Below are 18725 nucleotides of genomic sequence, written 5' to 3'. Positions count from 1 at the left end.
TACCACTTGATTATGTATGCTCCGGCCACATCCCATCCATCATTACCGGGTAAGTGATTGGCTTGTAATGGGTAAATTCAATGTCGCGAACATGGGTGAAATCGCTCCATAACAGCCTGGCTCCCTTCATCCACTGAGTTGGCTTAACCCGTTTTTCTATCTTCTCGATTTCTTCGGCTGTAGCTTCACGAATGTGTCCAACCTTGCCGTAAAGTCTGACACCCGGTGGGGCCACAAAGCGGCCTTTTAACAGAGACCTCAGCCAAAATAATCGACCTGCATTGACGGCCATAATGCAAACATTCGGGTTCTGATCGATGTTTTTACCCAAAACCTCGGCGTAGTGATCAAAAAAGTACCCACTCTGATCATCACGAAGGAACACAGTGCCAACGGGAGTGATGTGAGGTGTGCCGTCAGGGTTTACCGTGGCGATAGAGCAGTAAACGCTGGAAGCCTGCCCTTGTTCCAAAACTGACCTTACCTTCTTCCAATCGTCCTTGATATTCATAGTTTCTCCATTTGTTCTTAGCGCCCGAATTTGGGGCCGACTGAAAGGAGGTCCCAAGCAACGAAGCAGCTGATTAACATGCGCTTGTTAAAAGTCTCCATCGCTTCCTCCACTAGTATCGATACCGGAGCCATTCCCCCCCTCGTCAGTACTATGACGTGCTGGAGCAAATACACCAGCTAAGAAAATGTAACTTAGCAATGGCATAGCAAGTTTCTTTTTCTGCTGAGCAAAGTCATCTCCAAGCGCGACAACAGTAATGGCCGGGCCAATTAAAGGGATAAGCCAAGCCAATAAATAGATTGCGCGCTCTGAGCAACATCAAGCTAGTCGGACCAAGATACATGGTACGTGACGAAGTTTGCCGAACAGACCATCAGACTAGCCAAGATGATCAGCAAGGTAAGTCCAAAATAACTCATAGTCATCTTTAACTTTCAACGCCCAGCAAAGGGGCCGCACGATGTGGTGGTAACTTGTGATAAAGTTTGCGCAGCAAACCACAAGTTGCCGGAACGTAGCGGGGTCCCTTGCTGCTGATTGTTATGCCCTGCCTGGTGTAAATAGCGAGCGTAACTTGGGCCCCCTAAGTGCGTTCATAAAACGGTTCGACTGAATTTAACATGTAGTCGCCAATTCCTTTCTCGCCTCTTTTAATAACGGTAAAGTCAACAAGCTCTCCCTTTGGAGCAGTATCCGCAGCTACTGAACCAGCTTGTTTCATTGCCTCAGTAAGGTCCTGATCACCTTCAAAGCCAACTACAAGCGTTGGCTTTTCACCTATCGATGGGTCTTGCATTAAGCACAAATATGCAGCCTTTACTGCAGAATGCTTTGCCAGAAGTTCAGTAAGTGCAGACACCATTTCCGAGGGGTAATTGGCTGGCTGACCTAGGAGTACCTTAGTTTCTTTCTGAACCACCCTCGTTTGCGAGACATGATTCATACCAGTATCCAGCAATGCTTCAATTTCATGTGGGAAGAATTCCTTTCCATGAGGTGACGCTGGGTTCAGAACTAAAAATGAACCAAGCGTCATCTCAAAGAAATCTCTAGCTGGCAAAGCCACATACTTCGATTCTTCCTTCAAGGCGAGCTGAAGTGCTCCAAGGCTGGTAAAAAACGGGGTGGTTGGCGTTCCGTCGTTCTTTTCCCAGTTAACTATCGACAACTTGGCACCAGCAGGAATTATTCCAGATCCTTCACCTTCTGAGTCCGTAAATCCGATCACGTACACATTAGAAGCCATTAATGCTTCGTAGAATTCAGGACGACTTGCCGGATTATCAGCGGCAAGTATTAACTTTCGTTCTAATTCATTTACTGGCTCGATCACGAGCTTCTCCTTAAGGCATAACGCCGCCTTAATCGGTGAGTAACAGTTTGCTAAAATGTGAGGCGAAGCGAAACCGAGCAAACTGTTCAGAATCCGACTTTAAGGCCTCGTTATTTTTATCTATTTTCTAAGTGAATCTAATACCATTTGGCATGCAGTAAAATTAGATCTCTCTGCCTGCATTACCTCTGATTGATGACCAGAGCCTGAAGGGTTACTTGCTTGGAGATCAAAGCTTGCACGAAACTCTTTATACAATGACTCTACGAGATTTATACAATCATCTTTATTTAAAGAGTAAATTATACTTAAAGCATCTTTAGATTTTTCTTCCGCTGTCGCTTGCCAACCACAGCCTAATATAGATCGAATCCTTCTAATATCATTGTCAGTTAACTGGTTCATATACTCTCCTTGGTGACCTATAAACATAACAGTTTTATTAGTGTGCGTGCTCATTAACTCGTGGAGACTCATTCCAGAAACCCCACGCAACCCATTGACCAGACAAAGAAATTTCTCACAATTTTAAAATCCCTTCCAGAAAAACGCGCACGCCTGTTAACCCGTTTTTCCTGCGCCTGTAAACTTGTAAACCCTGCTTCCAATCCACTGATTGTTAACGGGTTTATCTCGCTATGGCCTGGCAAAACGCGCACGCACGAATGCAAATCGTGCCAGTTTTTGGGCAAATCGAAAAATATACTGCCTGAGTAATCAGTACGCCTTCGCTTTCCCACATACTGGTTCAGTACCTGGTGGGCACGCTAACTGGATCACGCATACAGCTGGCTAAAGGCTATTAATAACAGAAAACTCAACGTTTCAGTCTAGGCGTAAAGTACCAGATTTATGCTAATGCTGTTTCGTGTGGTCATTGGCGCTGAAAGAGCCCTGGCTCCAGAGCTCTGTTCATGATTTCAGCCCGAGGTCTCCGCAGATGCAGGCATCTTTAACGAGGTAGCCGTTATCCGGGTTCGCTCTGTGCAGGATAATGCAGGTCGGTTATTTCCTGGCAATCATCGTCGTCGAGTACATAACAGGCGATGAGTTCATTAGCCTTCTCGCTGGCGAAACGGTTCCAGTGGTGATTACTGCGCTGCACAACAAACAGAGGCTGTGGCGATTGTGCCTGTAAAAGGTTTGTCTGGTGATCCCTAAGCGGCTGGCAGAGGTAGTAGTTGCAGACGTCCGAGCGTCGGTTGCGCGGCAGTGTACAACCGGTTTTTCCCTGATTAATGCATCCCCCTGCTATCGCGTAGTCGGGAATGTGGCGGATGTAGTCTTCCAGCAGTATTTCCGGTGATAAACCATCGTCAGCATCCAGCTGACGCCGCAGCATAACGGCCGACACATAGCCGTGATTGCCCCCTTCCATACAACACCCACCCCGGCACAGCGCACACAGAGTATCGCTGCGGTTAGCAATACATGGGTTGCCAGCAAGAAACGCGTCCTGCGCCACACGCCGGTCAATCAGTGTGTAATGCTGGTCCTGCGTCAGGTGGCTCACATCCTCACACGCTACCGCTTCCGCCATGACCGTCTGCAGGTGCAGGATATACGACGCCCGGCGCTGCTCATCCACGGCGCTGCAGCGCTGAGTTACCGGTGGCAACATCACCATATCAACCACGTCATCGCGGCCAGTGGCGGCCTGAAATGCTTCCAGCACAGCCTGATTATCGGCCTCTTCTTCGCGACTCACGCGCTCAATCAGCGCTTTTCGCTGTGCTTCCGCAGCTCGCCGCTGGCGAATGAGAGATGTCTGAAGCGCCAGATGTGGCGCATACACAGCCGGTGTCATGGTCAGTCGCTGCTCATGTAACCGCCGGCACTGAATATCTCTACACAATGCAGGCTGTGCGCTGCGACCAACGGCGACGACCTCAGCTTCACAAATAATGCACTGGTGCCCTGTCGTTCCCTGACTGAAAGTCATGTCCTTCCTCCGTGCTGCTCTTTCCCTGTTACGCCACACTGGTGCTTAAACGCTTACACCAACATCCACACCAACGCTGCCACCCAGCAACGGTAATCAGTAGTGATACCGGCACGATATGATCGTTAATGCATTATCATCCACTGCATAAACCAGCCGGTTAGTGTCATCAATTCTACGCGACCAGAAACCTGACAGATTTTATTTAAGCGGCTCTGGCTTGCCGATACCGTCAAAAGGCAAGCGTTTACTATCAACAATTAATTTATTGATACGCTTTAACGTTTTCTTGTCCTGCCCCTGCCAGAAAACACAGTCACTCCATGCTTCGTCGGTCCGGCAGAGTAAGCGACTACTCATCCACAATATCCCGTTGTATCACCTTGCCGCTTTTATACTGTGCGATTGATTTATTCAGATGCTCGGCATTCGCAGGTGACTTCAGCAGGTGAACGGTTTCCATCAGGCTGTTGTAATAGTCCGGCGACATGACCACGGCATCTTCGGCATCACGACGCGTAATCACGGTTATGTCGGCGTCATTAACCACAGCATCCAGAACGGCCTTCAATCCGTTGCGTGCTTCTGTAAAAGATACGACTCTAATAGCTCATCACCTGTACAAGTAATGGTACAACTACAGCTCGAACCACTAAGCTGCACAATATACCGTACATAAGATACCGGTTTCTTCTCAGAAGCGAGCCTGCCCCCCACAGTTCTACCAATCACCGCCCTGCTCTGCTACCCAGCGTTGCCTGTACGCAACAAAGCATTCCCACCGCAGTGGCTGTTCGCAACCGATCGCTGTGGCACTCTGTGGGCAGTTAACCGGACCGATCTGATATGACAACCACACTGAACGACATCCCTTTTTCTGTACTGGAGCTGGCTTCCGTTCCCACGGGCTTCAGCATAAGCGAGACCCTGAACAGCATGCTGGAATACGCTGAGGCCGCCGACCGCCTGAAACTGCAGCGCTTCTGGCTGGCCGAGCATCACAATATGGAAGGCATCGCCAGCAGTGCCACGGCAGTACTCATTGGTCAGGTAGCCGCGCGTACGCATAACATTCGTGTCGGCTCAGGTGGCATTATGCTGCCGAACCATGCGCCGCTGATTGTCGCCGAGCAGTTCGGCACGCTGGATGCGTTGTATCCGGGGCGCATTGATCTGGGGCTGGGCCGCGCCCCCGGCACAGACCCGATTACCAGCCGCGCTCTACGCCGTGACGATATGCGCGCTGAACGTTTCCCTGATGAAGTAGCCGAATTACAAACACTGCTTGGCCCACACGCCGCAGACAAACGGGTAAAAGCTTACCCCGGCGCTAACAGTGCGGTGGATATCTGGCTGCTGGGGTCCAGCTTGTTCAGCGCCCAGCTCGCTGCCCAGCGCGGTCTGCCTTACGCCTTTGCCGGCCACTTCGCACCGCGCCTGGCACGGGAAGCGCTGGCACTGTATCGCCATCAGTTCACCCCGTCCGACACACTGCAGCAGCCCCATGCCATGCTTTGTCTGCCACTGGTACTGGCCGACAGCGATGACGAAGCCCGCTTTCTGTCGACCAGCTCGCAGCAACGGGTACTGGCATTAATGCAGGGCCAGCCGTTGTATTTACCACCACCGATTGACGATATGCAGGCAATCTGGGAAGACGAATCCCTCGCTCACCTGCAGGCTCATGTGCAGGATTTTCTGACCTTGTCGGTCATCGGCAGCCCGGCCAGCGCACAGTCGAAACTCAATATGATTGTGCAGCAGATGCCGGTGGAAGAGCTGATGTTTACCAACGATATTTTTGATCGCAGCAAACGTATTCATGCACTGGAGTTACTGGCTGGTTTGAAAAAAATAGAGGGGTAAAAATCAAACGACAAATAAACGTTTTTTATTGCTGTGAGTCGGCAAACGTTTAATTCAACGGTGAAGAATGGATTTAAGCAGTAGAAAACAGCGTAATGTATTCTGGCAGTTAACCAGCACCGCGAATCACTTCAAACTCCGGGCTTAACCGCACGATGCCGTTAAATTCATCGGCGTTAATGCTTTCCATTGCACCGCAATCGCAGGCCCAGCGCATGGCCTGCTGATAAACAGCGTCATCAACCAGTGGTGGCAGGCCCTGAATATCGCGTTGTTTGTCTACAGGGTATGGCCCCTGATAGTGAAAACGATATGCCGCGCGGGCAAAGGCCAGTGGCGTGACATCAACCCAGTGTTCAGCCTCACCCTGCGTCATGCCGGTTGCCACCAGTGCCGCTGCCTGTTGTTCAAACGTCTGCGCGCTGGTCAGCGCGTTGGCCACTGTTAACAGCAGATTCAGGTTGTTTGCCGTCATTCTGTTTATTCCGCCTCAGCTGAGTTCACCGCACAAAGAGACTTCCATTAACCGTCGGGCTTCGCGAATCACTTGCTCGCGCTCTCCCGGGCGGCTGAGCAGGGTGTGCAATTTGGTCAGGGTTGCTTCCAGCGTCATATCACCGGCCGATACCAGACCACAATCACGCAATGCATGGCCACCGGCATAGCCGCCCATATTAACGCCGCCGTGAGTGCACTGGGTGTGATTCACGACCACCACCCCACGCTTATGGGCATCGGCCAGTGCGTTAAGCAAAGTCAGCTGCTGCGGTGCATTACCGGCACCAAAGGTTTGTATAATCAAACCGTCCAGCGGCTGCGAAATAATATACTGCGCCAGTCCCATATCCATTCCCGGATACAGTGTCAGCACCGCGACGGCTTTATCCTGCAGCGGCTGAAATTCCGGCAGGCGGGAGTGCAGCTCGGCAATGGCAGGTTCGATCATTTCGATATTAATGCCGGCCTTCAACAGCGGCGCACAATTTGGTGAAGCAAAGGCGCCAAAGCCTGTGGCATGAACTTTACTGGCGCGATTACCACGCAACAGGGTGTGATTAAAAAACAGCCCCACTTCAGCCAGCGGATGAAACGCTGCAATATACAGTGCATTCAGCAGATTCTCGTGACCATCGGAGCGCATTTCTGCCAGCGGAATCTGCGAGCCGGTAACAATCACCGGCTTACCTAAATCCTGCAACATAAACGACAGCGCAGAGGCGGTATAGGCCATGGTGTCGGTACCATGCAGCACGACAAAGCCATCGTATTTTTCGTAGTTGGCGAGAATATCGGCAGCGATATCGGTCCAGTGCTGTGGGCTCATATCGGAGGAATCGAGCAATGGCTGATATTCATGCAGAGTAAATTGCGGCATTTCCGCGCGGTTAAATTCCTGCAATGAATTCAGTTTCTGTTGCAGAAACCCGGCCTGCGGCTGATAACCGCGTTCGGTTTTCGCCATACCAATGGTGCCGCCGGTATAGGCAATATAAATATGTTTGCGCGCACTCGGAGTCGACACAATATTCTCCAGCAAAATCGGTTGCGCAAGCGCTGAACTTTTTTGCCATTACCTTTTGGTCAGTAACTTCAAAGTGGCTCAGGTCTGCTGTTAAGCTCTGGTTACTTTATAGGGTGCCGTACAGGAAAAGACAATGGAACTGTTAATCGCTGGCCTGACACTGTTTATCAGCGGGCATTCAATTCGCCTGATTGCTCCGCAATGGCGTCTACAGCAGATTCAAAAGCTGGGCGATAAACGCTGGAAACTGCTGTTCTCGATGATTGCCGCCACGGGCCTGGCGCTGATGATTATTGGTTACAACAGCGCCCGCAAGCATCCTCACTGGCTATGGCTGCCACCACTGTGGACTCGTCATCTGGCCGCCCTGCTGACCTTACCCGCCACTGTGCTGATAATCGCCAGCCAGATTCCCGGCAACCGTCTGCAAAGTACACTGCGCCATCCAATGTATGCAGGCCTTGCACTGTGGGCAATGGCTCATCTGCTGGCGAACGGCGGTGTGCATGACCTGATATTTTTTGGCGCTCTGCTGCTGTGGTCTGTGTCTGGTTTGTGGATCTCGGTTCAGCGCGATCGCCGCCTGAATAACCCGGCGCCAGCCTACCTCGGTCTGCAACGCGATTTACTGACACTCGGCGCTGGTCTTGCTGGCTGGATTGTTCTGACGTTGTGGCTGCATGCCTTGCTGATTGGTGTTGCGCCTCTGGCTTAACCTTTGCGCGCCGGCGGCAAGCGGCACTGCCTGGTAACAGCCTCAGGCGGAATCCCGCCTGAACGAAACGCTATACCTGTTCGGGCAGGCCACATATAATGTCCCTTTACATAATAACAACCATATCCAAGGGACTTTACATGTTTAAGGGAAGAAGCATCCTTCTGCTTTCTACTGCTGTATTACTGGCAGCCTGCCAGGGTAACTCACAATCCGAATCCGGCTCGACAAATACCGATATTAACTCACTGCCAGCCGGCACCCTCTGCCCGACCGGCAGTACGCTGACACTGAGCGGTGTGGAAATCGACGTTGATCGCTTTGATGTTAATAACAGCGGCTGTCTGGAGCCAGGTGAACTCGATAACGTCAATGACTACGTTTCCGAAGAAAATGCCTACCGCATCAGCCTGCTGGAAAAGAAAGTAACCGGTACCAACAACACATCCGAGCTGAGCTCAGTTCTCGCCATGTCGGTCATTGGTAACGCCGCCGTGTCTGATGGCAAAGCGCAGATCCACTCTAATATCAGCGATGGCCAGGTCATGATTCGTGTTGATACTCACCTCACCGGTCCATCAACAGAATTCCTGACGGTTGTATTTGATGATCAAAGCTACAGCAGCCAGGCCAATACTGAGCCAGAACACGGTTATGCTTTTTCGAAACCGCCGATCTCGGGCTACGCTACGTTTGCACTGGTTTGCGATTACAACAATGATTTCAGCCTCAGCTGTACCGATGTTCTGATCTACCAGACCGGCCATCCTGAAACCGGTGTATACACCCGCAAGCTGACAGAGACCTTTGATCTGAATCTGACCTTCGATTCAGCTCAGCTGCCACAAAGCGGTCTTATCACCGCCAGCTTCTGCGCTGCCGCAGCCGATGCAGACAGTGATGCAAGATGCTTCCGCAACTACGCCGAAGTGCCGGTATCGTTTAACTGATACCCCTCCTGAGCGGCACTGACCATTCATTACTGGTCAGTGCCGCAGCAGATGCATATCCTGATACTTTCCGTGTATCGAATATCACCTTATGTCTCTGTCCATTCCCTTCTCCAACGCCTACGCCCAGTTGCCCGAGCAATGCTTTGCGCGGGTGCTGCCAACGCCGGTAAAAAATCCACTGCTGTTTGCCTTTAACCAACCACTGGCTGACCAGTTAGGGATTAATTACAGCGCTGCTACCGAGCAGGAACTGGCCGGGGTATTTGCCGGCAACGAGATTCCTGCAGGCGCCCTGCCGCTGGCGATGGCTTATTGCGGCCACCAGTTTGGTCAGCTCAATCCGCAACTGGGTGATGGTCGAGCGATTCTGCTTGGTGATCTTGAAGATACAAACGGCCAGCGCTGCGACATTCAGCTGAAAGGCAGTGGCCGCACGCCGTTTTCACGCAGCGGTGATGGCCGCTCGCCACTGGGGCCTGCCCTGCGCGAATACATTCTGTGTGAAGCCATGCAGGCGCTGGGCGTACCGACCACCCGTGCTCTGGCGCTGGTAGCCAGTGGTGAATACGTTATCCGCGATGGACGCGAACCCGGTGCAGTGTTTACCCGCGTGGCCAGCAGCCATATCCGTGTCGGTACGTTTCAGTTCTTTGCCCTGCGCCGTGACCACGACGCCCTGCAGGCATTGGCGCAGCATGTAATAGCCCGCCACTACCCGCACATTGATGCCAGCGCCGACGATGCCGTGCTGCAACTGTTTAAGGCCATTTGTCAGCGTCAGGCAGAATTGATTGCGCAGTGGATGTCGCTGGGCTTTATTCACGGCGTGATGAATACCGACAACATGACCATCAGTGGCGAAACCATCGACTATGGCCCGTGCGCTTTTATGGAAGCCTTTAATCCGGCCATGGTGTTCAGCTCCATCGACCGTCAGGGACGCTATGCCTACCAGAACCAGCCCGCTATCGGTCAGTGGAATCTGGCTCGCCTGGCCGAGGCCCTGCTGCCATTATTTCCCGGCGACGAACAACAGGCCGTTGAGGATGCCACCGCTGTTCTGCACGACTACAGCGATCAACACCAGCGCGCCTGGGAACAACGCATGAACCGTAAACTGGGCCTGAACGATGTACAGCCTGGTGACCGTGAACGCATTGAAGCCTTGCTGAATATTCTTGAGCAGGGGCGCATGGACTACACCGGTTTCTTCCGCCAGTTAAGCCATATCAGCCGCGCCGATGCCGAGCGTGCGCCCTTGTTTGCATTGCTGCAGCACAGCGACTGCCGCAACACCGCCGCAGTCAACGAAGCCCTGCACGAGTGGCTGTCTGAATGGCAGGCCGAGCTGGCGCAGCGTAATAACCATGCCGGTGAATTAATGCAGGCGACTAATCCCGCAGTTATTCCCCGCAACCACAAAGTACAGGAAGCTATTATGGCTGCCGAGGAAGGCGACTTTGCCCCCTTCCAAACCTTGCTGGAAAAAGTGACTGATCCATTTGTGGAAAACGCTGAAGACCTCAGTTACCAGTGTCCGGCAGAGCCGCACGAAAAAGTGCTGCGTACTTTTTGTGGTACCTGATCTTTGTCTGACACCTCATCGTTATACAGCGCACTGACACCAGGCAAGGACAGCAACCTCCGCGCTGCTACACTGGGCGCAAATAAACAGGAAACCGCAACGGCATGGATCTGACGTCATTTACCAACGGCCACACGGAAGCCGCTCTGAATATGCTGATTGCGCTGTTACTGGGCGCATTAATCGGCCTGCAGCGCGGCTGGGTATCACGCGATCAGCAAGCGGGCACGCGCATCGCGGGCATCCGTACCCACACCCTGACGGCGCTCACCGGCTGTATCAGCTATTTACTGGCACAGTCGTTATCGCCCTGGTTTCTGCCAGCCATGCTGCTGGTAATCGCAGCGGTAGCTATCAGCGGTTATCGCGCAGCGGCGGCCGCCAGCCATAATGTCAGTATTACCGGCGTCATTGGCTTACTGCTGACCTTCTGCTTCGGTGCCATGACGGCGGCAGGCGAAGCCGTGATGGCGGCAATGGCTGCGGTTATTACCACCATGATTCTGGATAATAAAACGGAAATTCATGGCGCTCTGCGCAAATTGCGCGAGCACGAACTGGATGCTGGTTTAAAGCTGTTACTGATTTCCGTGGTCATGCTGCCGCTGTTGCCGAATCAGGGCATGGGCCCGGGCAATGCGATTAACCCCTATGAAATCTGGTGGATGGTGGTGCTGATCGCCTCGATTTCTTTTATTGGTTATTTTTCTGTGCGCATCGCTGGCGCGCGCAAAGGCCTGCTGTTTACCAGTCTGTTCGCCGGATTAAGTTCGTCCACCGCGTTAACCCTGCATTTCTCACGTTTAAGCCGTTCAGCGCCTCACCATGCGCCGTTACTGGCGGCTGGTATTCTGCTCGCCTGCGGCACCATGTTCCCCCGTATTCTGCTGTATTGCCTGCTGATTAATGCCGAACTGGTAACCCTGCTGTGGCTGCCGGTGGTGCTGATGACCGCATCTCTGTATATCCCTGCGTTTATCATGAGCCGGCGTAATCGCCATGCCGATGTCGAGCACCCGGAACTGGCGAAAAACCCGCTGGAATTACAGTCGGCTATTTTACTTGGTGGTTTACTGGTGGTGATTCTGCTGCTGGCGCAATGGCTGCAGCAAAGCTTTGGTGACAACGGTATTTATCTGCTCGCCGCATTGTCGGGAATTACCGATGTTGATGCCATTACCCTCAGCCTGTCACGCATGTCGGTAAGCGGTGAATTACCTCTGGCTACCGCCGCCATCGGTATTCTGATTGCCATTACCGTGAACAACGTTTTCAAATCCTCGCTGGCGCTGTTCATTGGCCAGCGAGGCACAGGCATCCGTGTGGCGCTGGCGATGGCAATATCACTGCTGATTGGTTTTATCAGCTTGTGGGGCGTTATCGCTTAGTACGGATGACCTTTCGGCTGAGACGAAACCGTCATTCGGATATTTGCGCTTTTTCTGTACGCTCTGCCTGCTACTCTGCTAACCATGACAACAACACGGAGCAGACCATGGGGCTGTTGATCAAAGGCCAGTGGCACGACCAGTGGTACGACACTGAGGGCAACGACGGCGCCTTCGTGCGCGAAGATGCACAACTGCGTAACTGGATTACCGCCAGCGGCGAAGCAGGCCCGGGTGGTAAAGCCGGTTTTAAAGCGGAAACTGGCCGTTATCATCTGTACGTATCCTATGCCTGCCCGTGGGCTCACCGCACACTGATTTTCCGTGAGCTGAAAAAACTCAGCGAACACATATCGGTGTCCGTTGTTTCACCGGACATGTTCGAGCATGGCTGGACCTTTGATCAGAATGCCGGCAGCAGTGGTGATGATCTTTACGGCCTGCAGTATCTGCATCAGATCTATACCCGCAATAAAGCCGACTACAGTGGCCGCGTGACGGTACCCGTGCTGTGGGATAAACAGCAGCAGTGCATCGTCAGTAATGAGTCGTCTGAAATTATCCGTATGTTTAATTCGGCATTTAATGATCTGACCGGCGACCAGCAGGATTTTTATCCAGCGGAGTTACAAGCCGATATTGATGCCATTAACGAGCGTATTTATCACAACGTAAATAATGGTGTGTATAAAGCTGGTTTCGCCACTTCACAGGATAAATACGAACAGGCTTTTGAGCAGTTATTTATCACTCTGGATGAACTGGAACAGCGCCTGACGGAACAGCGCTGGCTGGTAGCAGACAGCCATGGCAACAGCCGCTTAACCGAAGCCGACTGGCGTTTATTCACTACCCTGGTGCGCTTTGATGCGGTGTACGTCGGCCACTTTAAATGCAATCGTCAGCGCATTGCTGATTACCCGGCACTGTCCGGCTATCTGGCCGATCTCTATCATCAGCCGGGCGTAGCCGACACGGTGTTCTTTGATCATATAAAGCGCCACTATTACGCCAGCCACAAGCACATTAACCCAACCGGAATTGTCCCCGCTGGCCCGCAACTGACGTTCCAGCAGCAGACAGGTCGCGCATCCCTGGCGTGAATGACACATTGGCCCGTTTTGCCATTCGGGCCTTTGTATTATTTATGTAACCAAGTTGTTACATCAGTTTGTCGACTTTCAGGGCAATTCACGCCGATTAATAACTTAATTTCACGAGTATGAAGCCTTTGCGGAAATACCTGATGTCGCCTCAGGCAATACAGGGCAAGGTGAGCCAAACACCTGTATTTAAAGAGTTTTTTGTCAGGAAATAGCCCGGCCGCTCAGGTCTTTTCCTGAGTAATTCCCTCTACTAAGGTTCTGAACACCTGACGACCGGTGGACAGAACACGATGAAAATACTGCTTACTTCAGCCTTATTAGTAGGGGCCATTGTTCTGGTGGCAGAACTGCTGCCCAATCAGGCAGCCGTGGAAATTGCCCCTGTCGCCAGCTACAACCGCACAGCCCCCCCGCTATTGCCGCCGCCAGCCCAGCCGTTGTTCAGACTCAGGCCTCCTCAGCGCCGACTGCACAGTTGAATGCCGCCATGCGCGAGGGTATTCGCGATGTAGCTGCTGCCTATGAGCAGGCTGCGCTTTATCCGCCATACTCCGTGCCACTGACAGAACATCATAATGAATTACTGGCTCCTAATGCCGGGGCAGTTACCGAACGCAGTCTTGAAGCCAGCGGTTTACCCGGAACGTTAACCGTAAGCCTGTCGGCTTACCGTTATCAACCGGATGAAACCATTGACGCCCTGGTGAATTTAAGCGGAGATGACGCGCTGTTCGCGCAAGTCGGACGCATTGAATTAAGCGTACGCGACGCGCACAACCAATTAATTAAAGCCCTCACTGCCAATGCCAGCCTTGAACGTCAACGCTGGCAATACAGCAGCCGTTTTCAATCAGAAGATGACTGGCCACAGGAACTGAATCTGGTGGCCGAAGTATTTCTTACTGACAATGAATCCCTGCGCCAGAGCGCACCGTTCCGTATCTTCCAGTCAGTGGCCACCATCAGCGGCATTGGCGATACCTACATCGACAACAATGAGCTGGTGATTCCGGTAACCATCAGCAACGCTCAGTCGGGCTTTTATAAGCTTGGTGCAGGCCTGCTTTACGCCGATAAAAAACCGCTCGCTTACCTGCAGGGCAAAGCGCGGATTCAGGGCAGCGAGGGCACCATTTTACTGCGCGCCCACGGCTCAGTTCTGAGTACGCTTAGCAGCCCGCAGCCACTCTGGCTGAGTAGTTTCCAGTTACGCCGCATCCCGGAAAAGCCGGGACCTGAAGTCAGCTACGGTGACAGCAGTCAGCCTTTTATTGCTGTTCCCGCCGTTGATCCGGCAGATTTTTCCGCCATTCCTTATCAGAGCCCGCAGGTCGCACAACGCCTGCAGTTTCTGCAATCGCTGGGGCAGTCTGCTGCAGACAACTCCGGTACATAACCGCAACAAGGAGAACGACAATGCTTAGCATAAAAATAAAAACGGGTATCACGGCTCTGTTCATGATCACCGCGGCGGTCTTAAGCAGTCAGACCTACGCACAGATGGCAGGTAAAAATGTCATTCTGGTTCATGGGCTTCAGCCTGCTCAGCTGATGCGTGATACGGTAACCGAAGCAGAGGTCAGCAGTGACGGACAGAATTACTGGTCCGATTTCTGGGGCCAGTATGCCGACGATCGTCTCGACTGGAGTTCCAAGAGCCGCCTGGATGCCGATACGGCACAACGGCTTACGACAAAGTAATCGGCTGGGCCGCCAGTGGATTCTGTAATAACGGTTGTGTTCTGGTCACTCACTCTACCGGTGATCTGGTTACCCGTTATGTACTGGATCAGCAGGAAATCTGGACAGAAGCGGCAGGCTACGCGCCGCTGAATATTCTCGCTGTATTCGATTTTGCCGGTGCTGGCGGTGGCTCCGAGCTGGCTGATGTCGCTATTGATACCATCGGCTCATCGAACCTGCTCAGTGCTGCAGTGCGCGCCGCACTGAATGCCTGGCTGGGCTTTGAACTGACTACCGATAAACTGGGTGTACTGACCGACCTGCGTCCGGCGAATGCACGCCAGATTGCCACTGCACCGAACGATGTTCCGCGTCTGCGTTTCGTTGGTGGCGGCAGCGAATATCTGGGTGTGACCGGCGGCTTCCTGCCTGGTACCGATGACGGTGTGGTTGCGCTGCACTCGTCCTGTGGTGCAACCAGCAGTGCCGGTGTCGACAGTTGTGTGAATTACCGAGCGCTGGATGGCGAGCAAACGTCGGTCAGTGCGCCGTCTGCCCTGCTGTACAACCACTATCCGGTATTGATGGGTGATGACACTCATCATGGCGGTACCATTGGTACGCAGAGCGGCGTTACCCTGAGCTACGTTAACAGCAGCATGGATGTAGGCATTGATGTGGCCGTGGCCACCAGCACTTACACCACCGGTTGGTGGCTGTGGAAAAAAACCATGAACACCGTACCTGGCTCTGAAAATCAGACCATGTCGGCAGTACTGTTTAATTCGGTGAATTAAACAGCAACCTTCCCTTTCACTGCCCGGATGTTTGTTGTCGGGAAAATGTGAAAGGGAAGTTCCCCATCTTATACGTGCAGGCTATCGCGCAGTTTTTCCAGAGTTTTTCTGCCCAGCCCCTTAACTTTCTGCAGCTCTTCCATGGAACTGAACGGACGGGCTTCAACAATCGCTCTGGCGACTTTTTTCGACAAACCTTTAATCGCGCCCAACTCTTTTTCAGATGCCGTATTCACACACAATTTTGTGTTGTTCGCTGTGGCTTTGGACGCCGCCGTCGGTTTGCTTTTTTTCGTTGTTTCCAACTGAATAATATCTGCACCCGCTACCGCCTGAACCACCTTCAATCGCGGTTCTGCCGTGTTCAGGCCGTGGCTGAAGTTGCGGTAATCACGGGTTTCAAAGGCAACGCCATTCCATTCGCGTAACATCAGACACAGGTGACGGGCATTGCCCGCTGGTGCCTGATAAATCAGGTCGTAGTCGCAATCTGCCAGCCAGTGGTTACCCCACAACTCACCGATCTGTGTGGCAGCCAGGCATTCGCCCTGAAACAGGCCACCATGATAGGAGGTATCCAGCGCCCACAGTTCAATACTCAGGGTACCGCTGAGGTTATCGGCAGCACGATCACTGGCAATGCCGTCCAGCGCCAGGTGAATGCGCTGCTGATCGGTGAAATAGCTGATGGCACCAACAAAACGCAGTTCGGGCTGCTGGCTATGGTCGAAGCGAGGCTTAAGCATGGTCATTCCTTTGCGATTGCATAAAAGCCCCAGCCTGACACAGGCATATGACGGAAATACTGCAATTGCAGCTGACGTTCAGAACATTTCTCTGTGCTACTCCCAGCTTGTCGCAGTTAGCGCTAAACTACCTGACCAAGCAGTCAGCTTTGTGTGTTTTTTCCACAGGAACTCCCATGACCTATCCCAGAGACATGATCGGCTACGGCCAGAATCCACCGGTCGTCAATTGGCCGGGCAATGCCCGTATCGCCGTACAGTTCGTTATTAACTACGAGGAAGGCGGTGAGAACTGCGTTCTGCATGGCGATAAAGCCTCAGAAGCCTTCTTATCCGAGATTGTCGGTGCGCAGGCGCTGGAAGGCGTGCGCCATATGAATATGGAATCCATATACGAATACGGCGCCCGTGCCGGCTTCTGGCGACTGCACCGCATGTTCACCCAGCGTAATATGCCGGTCACCGTGTTTGGCGTTGCCACGGCCATGCAACGTAACCCGGATGTCGTTGCCGCCATGCTTGCAGCCGACTGGGAAATTGCCTCTCACGGCCTGAAGTGGATTGACTACCAGTATGTGCCGGAAGAAATTGAACGCGAACACATCCGCGAAGCACTGGCCATCCATAAAGAACTGACCGGCAGCTACCCGGAAGGCTGGTACACCGGCCGCATGAGCCCGAACACCCGCCGCCTGGTGTGTGAAGAAGCCGACCTGCTGTACGATGCCGACGCCTATGCCGACGACCTGCCTTACTGGGTTGAGGAAGGTGGTAAGGCGCACCTGATCGTGCCTTACACCCTCGACAGCAACGATATGCGCTTTGCCACCAATCAGGGGTTTAACAGCGGCGATCAGTTTTTCAGCTATCTGAAAGACAGTTTCGACGTGCTGTATGCCGAAGGTGCCGACAGTCCGAAAATGCTGAGCATCGGCCTGCACTGCCGCCTGGTTGGCCGCCCTGGTCGGGCTGCCTCACTGATGCGCTTCCTTGATTATATTCAGCAACACGAACAGGTGTGGGTCTGCCGCCGCGCCGATATTGCCCGCCACTGGCAGGCTAACCACCCGGCATGATCTCAGGCCCCGGTGCAGTACCGGGGCACTTTTTATAACTGCTGCAGATACGGCTGCCAGGCCGCTGGAAATAAATCATCCTGCAACACCACCTGCTCTTTGCCGGTATTCAGATTTAACTGAAATGCATGCAGCAGATGATGCTCTGCACCCAGCACGGCATAGTCCTCCGGCGTTAACGGTGCTTCTAATCGCTGCAGATAAAAACGGCCCTGCTGGCTGTAAATTTTATCGCCGATAATCGGCAAACCCAGATGCGCCAGCTGCGCACGAATCTGGTGTTTACGGCCGGATAATAATTCACAGGAAATCAGTGAAAAACCGTCCGCGGTTTTTTCACAGGTAAAACGGGTGCGAGCCAGTTTCGGCGCTTTAACGGTATCGCTTTCATCTTCGGCGACCACGTGCATCTGCGTGCGGATGGGACTGTCTTTTTTTTCTGCCAGATAACACTCGCACAGGGTTTCCTGCCAGTCGGGCGCACCCCACACCAGTGCGTGATAAATTTTACGCTCGATTAACCGGTCAATGCGTTTTTTCCATTTACGGTCAGCATGGTCATAGTTGGCGAGAATAATCAGGCCAGATGTTTCTGCGTCGAGACGATGCAGCAGATGCGCATGTTTGTGCTCGGTGGCACGACGAACCTGACTGATCAGGGTATCGAACAGATTGCGGGTGGTGCGTGATACCGGCAGACCAGCGGGTTTGTGCACCACCGTCAGCTCCGGGCTTTGCCACATCAGTTTCCACTGCGTATCTACCACCAGTTCACTGTGCTGAGTTAATCTCAGTTCGACCTGATCCGAGGGCGACAAATCGCCATCGGACTGAACCAGAACGCCGTTCACCGAGATAAGCCCTGCAGTTAACGCCTGATGAACGTCGTCCTCTGACCAGTGGTGATAGTTTTCCAGTACGGATGCCAGCAGCGTCGTTGGCTGGTATTGCGTCCATTGCAATAGGTAACCGGTTTTCATTCGTTCGTCAGTCATAACCAGGGCAACACCAGAACGCCGTAGCGGGCACATTTTCCCACCGCGACCAGAACAATAAACAGCGCCAGGCGCACACGCATAATACCGGCCAGCAGAGTCAGCGGATCACCAATCACCGGCACCCAGGCCAGCAGCAGACTCCACACACCGTAGCGCTGGAAAAATGCTTGTGCACGCTGCCAGCCAGTACCCTGCTGACGCTGTGCCAGACGCTCGCCCAGCCAGTAACCCAACGCATAATTAATCAGGCTGCCGGCGATATTACCGGCACTGGCCACCAGCCACAGCAGCGCCGGATCTCCGCCGTCATGCAGCAGCCACAGCAACAACCATTCAGAGCCCAGAGGCAACAGACTGGCCGCCAGCAGGGCAACCAGAAACAATCCCATTACTGAATACAGCCACGGTAATTCCGCCGCTGCTAACCACTCAGGCATAGCCAACGTTCGCAGGTAAACACAGCGCGATTAAACCACGTTATGCCACTGCGACCGCATACAA

Annotated in this window: 20 protein-coding genes and 1 pseudogene; 10 read left to right on the top strand and 11 right to left on the bottom strand. The window is 53.0% G+C overall.

From position 1 onward, the window contains the following. Positions 1–10 precede the first annotated feature (10 nt). From I9W95_RS15285 to I9W95_RS15260, 6 genes and pseudogenes are all read right to left on the bottom strand, one after another. Positions 11–511 carry a pyridoxamine 5'-phosphate oxidase family protein gene (locus I9W95_RS15285; RefSeq protein WP_225676429.1) on the bottom strand — a complete coding sequence of 167 codons (501 nt, stop codon included), beginning with the start codon at positions 509–511 and terminating at the stop codon, positions 11–13. Between the two features lie 586 nt (positions 512–1097). Next, positions 1098–1847, bottom strand: a complete 750-nt coding sequence (locus I9W95_RS15280) for an enhanced serine sensitivity protein SseB C-terminal domain-containing protein (protein ID WP_225676427.1) — start codon at positions 1845–1847, stop codon at positions 1098–1100. A 120-nt stretch (positions 1848–1967) separates the two neighbouring features. Beyond that, the gene (locus I9W95_RS15275; protein ID WP_225676424.1) at positions 1968–2252 is read right to left on the bottom strand and encodes a hypothetical protein; all 285 of its coding nucleotides are present in this window, start codon (positions 2250–2252) and stop codon (positions 1968–1970) included. Positions 2253–2814: 562 nt separating this feature from the next. Next, positions 2815–3789 (bottom strand): hypothetical protein, encoded by a 975-nt coding sequence (locus I9W95_RS15270; RefSeq protein WP_225676421.1) that lies wholly within the window; start codon positions 3787–3789, stop codon positions 2815–2817. Positions 3790–3885: 96 nt separating this feature from the next. Beyond that, positions 3886–4149, bottom strand: a pseudogene (locus I9W95_RS15265) (Txe/YoeB family addiction module toxin). After that, entirely contained in the window at positions 4142–4396 is a 255-nt protein-coding gene (locus tag I9W95_RS15260) for a type II toxin-antitoxin system Phd/YefM family antitoxin (RefSeq protein ID WP_225676468.1), read from the bottom strand. The pseudogene I9W95_RS15265 and the gene I9W95_RS15260 overlap by 8 nt, the downstream one beginning before the upstream one ends. Positions 4397–4635: 239 nt before the next feature. Here I9W95_RS15260 and I9W95_RS15255 point away from each other — a divergent pair, with 239 nt between their 5' ends. Beyond that, entirely contained in the window at positions 4636–5655 is a 1020-nt protein-coding gene (locus I9W95_RS15255) for an LLM class flavin-dependent oxidoreductase (RefSeq protein ID WP_225676419.1), read from the top strand. A gap of 109 nt (positions 5656–5764) precedes the next feature. Here the strand turns inward: I9W95_RS15255 and I9W95_RS15250 are convergent, their stop codons facing one another. Further along, entirely contained in the window at positions 5765–6130 is a 366-nt protein-coding gene (locus I9W95_RS15250) for a hypothetical protein (protein WP_225676417.1), read from the bottom strand. A gap of 15 nt (positions 6131–6145) precedes the next feature. After that, entirely contained in the window at positions 6146–7177 is a 1032-nt protein-coding gene (ansA, locus tag I9W95_RS15245; protein ID WP_225676415.1) for an asparaginase, read from the bottom strand. 133 nt (positions 7178–7310) lie between these two features. Between ansA and I9W95_RS15240 the strand changes: the two genes are divergently transcribed. The 8 genes from I9W95_RS15240 to I9W95_RS15205 all read left to right on the top strand — a co-directional run bounded on the left by I9W95_RS15240 (position 7311) and on the right by I9W95_RS15205 (position 15404). After that, positions 7311–7892: an NnrU family protein gene (locus I9W95_RS15240; RefSeq protein WP_225676413.1), complete on the top strand. Its 582-nt coding sequence runs from the start codon at positions 7311–7313 to the stop codon at positions 7890–7892. 140 nt (positions 7893–8032) lie between these two features. Beyond that, positions 8033–8842 carry a hypothetical protein gene (locus I9W95_RS15235; protein WP_225676411.1) on the top strand — a complete coding sequence of 270 codons (810 nt, stop codon included), beginning with the start codon at positions 8033–8035 and terminating at the stop codon, positions 8840–8842. A gap of 91 nt (positions 8843–8933) precedes the next feature. Next, a complete protein-coding gene (locus tag I9W95_RS15230) occupies positions 8934–10430 on the top strand; it encodes a protein adenylyltransferase SelO (protein ID WP_225676409.1) in 1497 nt (498 codons plus the stop codon). 104 nt (positions 10431–10534) lie between these two features. After that, on the top strand, positions 10535–11818 hold the full coding sequence (locus tag I9W95_RS15225; protein WP_225676407.1) for an MgtC/SapB family protein: 1284 nt from the start codon (positions 10535–10537) through the stop codon (positions 11816–11818). Between the two features lie 107 nt (positions 11819–11925). Continuing rightward, positions 11926–12921: a glutathione S-transferase family protein gene (locus tag I9W95_RS15220; RefSeq protein WP_225676405.1), complete on the top strand. Its 996-nt coding sequence runs from the start codon at positions 11926–11928 to the stop codon at positions 12919–12921. A 490-nt stretch (positions 12922–13411) separates the two neighbouring features. After that, the gene (locus I9W95_RS15215) at positions 13412–14320 is read left to right on the top strand and encodes a hypothetical protein (RefSeq protein ID WP_225676403.1); all 909 of its coding nucleotides are present in this window, start codon (positions 13412–13414) and stop codon (positions 14318–14320) included. Between the two features lie 20 nt (positions 14321–14340). Next, a complete protein-coding gene (locus I9W95_RS15210) occupies positions 14341–14625 on the top strand; it encodes a hypothetical protein (RefSeq protein WP_225676401.1) in 285 nt (94 codons plus the stop codon). Positions 14626–14858: 233 nt separating this feature from the next. Then, a complete protein-coding gene (locus I9W95_RS15205; protein WP_225676399.1) occupies positions 14859–15404 on the top strand; it encodes a hypothetical protein in 546 nt (181 codons plus the stop codon). A 68-nt stretch (positions 15405–15472) separates the two neighbouring features. Here the strand turns inward: I9W95_RS15205 and I9W95_RS15200 are convergent, their stop codons facing one another. Continuing rightward, the gene (locus I9W95_RS15200) at positions 15473–16150 is read right to left on the bottom strand and encodes a ComEA family DNA-binding protein (protein WP_225676397.1); all 678 of its coding nucleotides are present in this window, start codon (positions 16148–16150) and stop codon (positions 15473–15475) included. Between the two features lie 176 nt (positions 16151–16326). On the opposite strand from I9W95_RS15200, the gene puuE reads away from it, so the two are divergent. After that, positions 16327–17226: an allantoinase PuuE gene (puuE, locus tag I9W95_RS15195; protein ID WP_225676395.1), complete on the top strand. Its 900-nt coding sequence runs from the start codon at positions 16327–16329 to the stop codon at positions 17224–17226. Positions 17227–17258: 32 nt separating this feature from the next. Here puuE and I9W95_RS15190 read toward each other — a convergent pair whose 3' ends face one another. Together I9W95_RS15190 and I9W95_RS15185 are read right to left on the bottom strand one after the other, a co-directional pair. Further along, a complete protein-coding gene (locus I9W95_RS15190) occupies positions 17259–18221 on the bottom strand; it encodes an RluA family pseudouridine synthase (RefSeq protein WP_225676393.1) in 963 nt (320 codons plus the stop codon). Continuing rightward, entirely contained in the window at positions 18218–18661 is a 444-nt protein-coding gene (locus I9W95_RS15185; protein WP_225676390.1) for a YqaA family protein, read from the bottom strand. The genes I9W95_RS15190 and I9W95_RS15185 overlap by 4 nt, the downstream gene beginning before the upstream one ends. Positions 18662–18725: the final 64 nt, after the last annotated feature.

Source organism: Thalassolituus marinus, from assembly GCF_020320395.1.
Classification (GTDB): Bacteria; Pseudomonadota; Gammaproteobacteria; order Pseudomonadales; family Oceanobacteraceae; genus Venatoribacter; species Venatoribacter marinus.
This window is presented reverse-complemented; position numbering and strand designations above follow the sequence as displayed.

Excerpts from the sequence above, each read along its gene's own strand:
- I9W95_RS15285 (WP_225676429.1), bottom strand. The coding sequence starts at position 511 with ATGAATATCAAGGACGATTGGAAGAAGGTAAGGTCAGTTTTGGAACAA.
- I9W95_RS15275 (WP_225676424.1), bottom strand. The coding sequence starts at position 2,252 with ATGAACCAGTTAACTGACAATGATATTAGAAGGATTCGATCTATATTA.
- I9W95_RS15270 (WP_225676421.1), bottom strand. The coding sequence starts at position 3,789 with ATGACTTTCAGTCAGGGAACGACAGGGCACCAGTGCATTATTTGTGAA.
- I9W95_RS15255 (WP_225676419.1), top strand. The coding sequence starts at position 4,636 with ATGACAACCACACTGAACGACATCCCTTTTTCTGTACTGGAGCTGGCT.
- I9W95_RS15250 (WP_225676417.1), bottom strand. The coding sequence starts at position 6,130 with ATGACGGCAAACAACCTGAATCTGCTGTTAACAGTGGCCAACGCGCTG.
- I9W95_RS15240 (WP_225676413.1), top strand. The coding sequence starts at position 7,311 with ATGGAACTGTTAATCGCTGGCCTGACACTGTTTATCAGCGGGCATTCA.
- I9W95_RS15235 (WP_225676411.1), top strand. The coding sequence starts at position 8,033 with ATGTTTAAGGGAAGAAGCATCCTTCTGCTTTCTACTGCTGTATTACTG.
- I9W95_RS15230 (WP_225676409.1), top strand. The coding sequence starts at position 8,934 with ATGTCTCTGTCCATTCCCTTCTCCAACGCCTACGCCCAGTTGCCCGAG.
- I9W95_RS15225 (WP_225676407.1), top strand. The coding sequence starts at position 10,535 with ATGGATCTGACGTCATTTACCAACGGCCACACGGAAGCCGCTCTGAAT.
- I9W95_RS15220 (WP_225676405.1), top strand. The coding sequence starts at position 11,926 with ATGGGGCTGTTGATCAAAGGCCAGTGGCACGACCAGTGGTACGACACT.
- I9W95_RS15215 (WP_225676403.1), top strand. The coding sequence starts at position 13,412 with ATGCGCGAGGGTATTCGCGATGTAGCTGCTGCCTATGAGCAGGCTGCG.
- I9W95_RS15210 (WP_225676401.1), top strand. The coding sequence starts at position 14,341 with ATGCTTAGCATAAAAATAAAAACGGGTATCACGGCTCTGTTCATGATC.
- I9W95_RS15200 (WP_225676397.1), bottom strand. The coding sequence starts at position 16,150 with ATGCTTAAGCCTCGCTTCGACCATAGCCAGCAGCCCGAACTGCGTTTT.
- puuE (WP_225676395.1), top strand. The coding sequence starts at position 16,327 with ATGACCTATCCCAGAGACATGATCGGCTACGGCCAGAATCCACCGGTC.
- I9W95_RS15190 (WP_225676393.1), bottom strand. The coding sequence starts at position 18,221 with ATGACTGACGAACGAATGAAAACCGGTTACCTATTGCAATGGACGCAA.
- I9W95_RS15185 (WP_225676390.1), bottom strand. The coding sequence starts at position 18,661 with ATGCCTGAGTGGTTAGCAGCGGCGGAATTACCGTGGCTGTATTCAGTA.